This is a genomic window from Psychrobacter sp. T6-1, assembly GCF_052258445.1.
This window is the reverse complement of sequence record NZ_JBQQFC010000243.1, coordinates 1-3,731: the sequence shown is the minus strand read 5'-3', so window position 1 is coordinate 3,731 and position 3,731 is coordinate 1. Positions and strand designations below refer to the sequence as shown.

The following is a 3,731-nucleotide window of genomic DNA, read 5'->3' as shown; positions in this document are numbered from 1 at the left end:
TTAGCCGTTGGTGAAGCCATTACTAATATCGCAGGCGCGCGTATCGCTCAGCTATCTGATATCACTATGTCAGCGAACTGGATGGCGGCATGCGGTGATGACGCGGAAGATGCCGCATTATTCGACGCGGTATATACCGTTGGCGAAGAATTATGCCCTGCTTTGGGGATTGCCATTCCAGTCGGTAAAGACTCACTATCGATGCGTGCGAATTGGACGGATGATAGCGATGCTAAGCAGGATAGCCAAGACAAATCTGTCGTCTCACCTATGAGTCTGGTGATTACCGCTTTTGCGCCTGTTGTTGATGTGGCAAAAACTTTGACGCCTGAGCTTATTAATGGTGATAGCGCGTTTTATCGTCTTGACTTATCCAAAGGCAAACTGCGTCTTGGCGGCTCAATCCTTGCTCAAACGCACAGCCAACTTGGCAATGATTGTCCTGATCTCGATAAGCCAAGCGATCTCATCGACTTCTTTAACTTTATTCAAGCGGGCAACGCGCAAGACGTCATTAGCGCCTATCACGATATCGGTGATGGTGGACTACTCGCCACTATTGCTGAGATGCAATTTACTAGTCGCCAAGGTATCAAGCTGTCATTGACTGATGATAACTTATTAGGTCAATTGTTTAGCGAAGAGCTGGGCGCAGTCATCCAAGTCATGCCAGAAAACGTCGCGGCCTTGATGCAACTGGCAGAAGAATTTAATGTCAGCGATATGCTAAGCCTCGTCGGTCAAAGCACTGAGGAAGATAGCCTCATTATTCAAACGCCGCTACATCAAGGTGATAAAACCCTCAGCTTTAGCCGCAGTGAGCTGCAGCAAGAGTGGAGTCAGGTCAGCTATCAAATCGCCCGCCGTCGTGACAATCCTGACTGCGTGCAACAAGAATATGACTTGATTGCCGATACTAATCATAAAGGCCTTATCGCAGCGCCAAACTTTGATCTGAATCAAAAGGTCGAAGAACCCTATCTAAACAGTCGTGAAGAAAAACCAAAAGTCGCTATCCTGCGCGAGCAAGGCGTCAACGGTCAGACCGAGATGGCAGCAGGCTTTACTCGAGCGGGTTTTGAGGCGGTCGATGTGCACATGAGCGATTTACTTGAAGGCCGTATCAATTTGCGCGACTTTGATGGTCTGGTCGCTTGTGGCGGCTTTAGTTACGGTGATGTCCTCGGCGCAGGTTCAGGTTGGGCCAACTCTATCTTGTTCCATGACGAATTGCGCATGCAGTTTGTACGCTTCTTTGCCCGTCCTAATACCTTTAGCTTAGGTGTCTGTAACGGCTGTCAGATGATGGCGCAATTGAAAGACTTGATCCCAGGCGCAGAGAACTTCCCACGCTTCATCGCTAACAAATCGGCACGATTTGAAGCGCGTACGGTCAATGTCAAAGTCGAGCGCACCAAGTCTATCCTGTTCAAAGGCATGCAAGACAGCATCTTACCTATCGCTGTGGCGCATGGTGAGGGTTTTGCCACCCTTAACGCTACTGAGATCGATGGTATGGCAAAACACGGTCAGCTGGCGATGCGCTATGTCGATAGCCAAGGTCATCCAACCGAGACTTATCCGCTCAATCCAAACGGTTCAGTCGGCGGTGTCACGGGTCTATGTAGCACTGACGGCCGCGTCACTATTATGATGCCGCACCCTGAGCGTAACCTAAAAGCCTATAACCACAGCTGGAAACCTGAGCAGTGGATCGAGGACGGTGCATGGATGCGTATGTTCCGTAACGCAAGGGCTTGGTTGCGCTAGGAAAACTTGAATTAATCTTAGATAATAAAAAAGGTGGGCTTAAAGCTCACCTTTTTTTGTTTGAGACTTTAAGATATTGAAAATATCAGCTTAATTTTATCATCAAGAAATTTTGAGTAGGTTGGCGTGGAGCTTGCGACACCCAACGTTTTTTTTAGAGCTAATCCTGCTTTTCGCTACTATCTTAGCTGTCTACTGGGGCGGTGACTAAGGTGAGAGGCGTTCCAACATTCGAGCGACCACCTCTAACCAAGTCACCGCAACCCAGTAGTCATCTAAGTATATCCACTGCAATCAAGGCTAGCGGTGACATCGTGTTCTTGCAACTATTTGTTGTGGTTCAAACGGATACCTTGAAGGATCGGCAGGGTAGGTCAGTGGAGCGTAACCCGCTGTTGATATAGTAAGGTAATATAGAAGCTTGCTTAAAAAATCAGCCCAAAAAATTGAAGAGGTCTATAACCATGATTCATGAATTCTACGATGATCTATCGACGTCACTCAGTCAAGCATTAGTGATTGCTAAAAGGGAGGCTGAACCAAGCCGAAAGTTTAGTCATGACATACCTGATACCAAATCGATTCAAACCGAAACAGATATCTCACAACAGAGGTAGCGATAGTGCCAATGCGCTTGTTGGATAAGTGACCTATAATATTATTATTTAGTTACTAACATTCTTTATTTCTAAAACCTGCCAAAATCAATCCCAACTCAAAATCACCTTACCGCATTGTCCACTTTCCATAATATCAAAGCCTTGTTGGAAGTCATCAATGGTCAGGCGATGGGTAATAATCGGTGATAAATCAATACCGCTAATCAGCATCTGCTCCATCTGATAACAAGTCTCCCACATCTCACGCCCATAAATACCTTTTAGGGTTAACGCCTTAAAAATAATCTTGCTCCAATCCACCGTCGTGGTGTTGGGCAAAATGCCGAGCAGAGAGATTTTAGAGCCGTTATACATGTTACTAATCATCGAATCAAAGGCCTGAGGCGAGCCTGACATCTCAAGCCCTATATCGAAGCCGTGCATTTTTAACTCAGCAATGGCGTCTTCGATGGTTTCGCCTTTGGCTGGGTTGATGGTCATAGTCGCGCCCATTTTTTTGGCAATCTCTAAGCGATAATCACTGATATCACTGACCACGATATTGCGCGCCCCTGCGAAGCGACAAATCGCCGTAGCCATTGAGCCAATGAGTCCCGCACCGGTGATTAGCACGTCTTCACCAAGTACTGGAAAGGATAGGGCGGTATGAGTGGCATTGCCAAAAGGGTCCATAATGGCTGCCATCTCATCGCTGATACGCTCATCGAGCTTTATGACATTATCGACAGGTATCACCAAATATTCAGCCATTGCGCCATCGCGATTGACGCCCACGCCTATAGTGTTTTCGCACACATGCAGCTTACCACGGCGGCAGTTACGACAATGTCCGCAAGCGATATGGCCCTCCCCTGTGACGCGATCGCCGATTGCAAAATGCTTAACACCATCGCCCACTTCACTAATGATACCGACATATTCATGTCCGATAATCATCGGCGTCTTTATGGTTTTTTGTGACCACTCATCCCACTTATAAATGTGCAAATCCGTCCCACAGATAGCGGTTTTTTTGATTCTTATTTTAACGTCATTAATACCGACCGTCGGTTCTGGCACGTCTTGCATCCAGATGCCTTTTTTAGCGTGAGTTTTGACTAAGGCTTTCATATTTTTCTCTTATTTAGCTGCGTTAATAAGGTGAATAGCGCATTAAGCAATCACTTCCATTTGCTTGGCGACTTTGATAAAGGCGGCGATACATTGGTCAAGCTGCTCACGAGTATGGGCGGCTGAGAGCTGAACCCGAATGCGCGCCTCGTCTTTGGGTACGACAGGGTAGAAGAAGCCAATCACATAAATACCCTCGTCAAGCAGCGCCTCTGCCATTTGTTGGGCGAT

Annotated in this window: 3 protein-coding genes and 1 pseudogene; 2 read left to right on the top strand and 2 right to left on the bottom strand. The window is 47.0% G+C overall.

Features of this window, described 5'->3' with window-relative positions:
• A partial coding sequence (gene purL / locus ACTXGO_RS10965) for a phosphoribosylformylglycinamidine synthase (protein WP_443574494.1) occupies positions 1 to 1,770 on the top strand: 1,770 nt, incomplete at its 5' end.
• A gap of 464 nt (positions 1,771 to 2,234) precedes the next feature.
• Positions 2,235 to 2,387, top strand: coding sequence for a hypothetical protein (locus ACTXGO_RS10960; RefSeq protein ID WP_435950122.1), 153 nt, complete (start codon positions 2,235 to 2,237; stop codon positions 2,385 to 2,387).
• A gap of 87 nt (positions 2,388 to 2,474) precedes the next feature.
• Here the strand turns inward: ACTXGO_RS10960 and tdh are convergent, their stop codons facing one another.
• The gene (gene tdh / locus ACTXGO_RS10955; protein ID WP_435950123.1) at positions 2,475 to 3,500 is read right to left on the bottom strand and encodes an L-threonine 3-dehydrogenase; all 1,026 of its coding nucleotides are present in this window, start codon (positions 3,498 to 3,500) and stop codon (positions 2,475 to 2,477) included.
• A 42-nt stretch (positions 3,501 to 3,542) separates the two neighbouring features.
• Positions 3,543 to 3,731: pseudogene (locus ACTXGO_RS10950) on the bottom strand (glycine C-acetyltransferase); the annotation flags it as partial.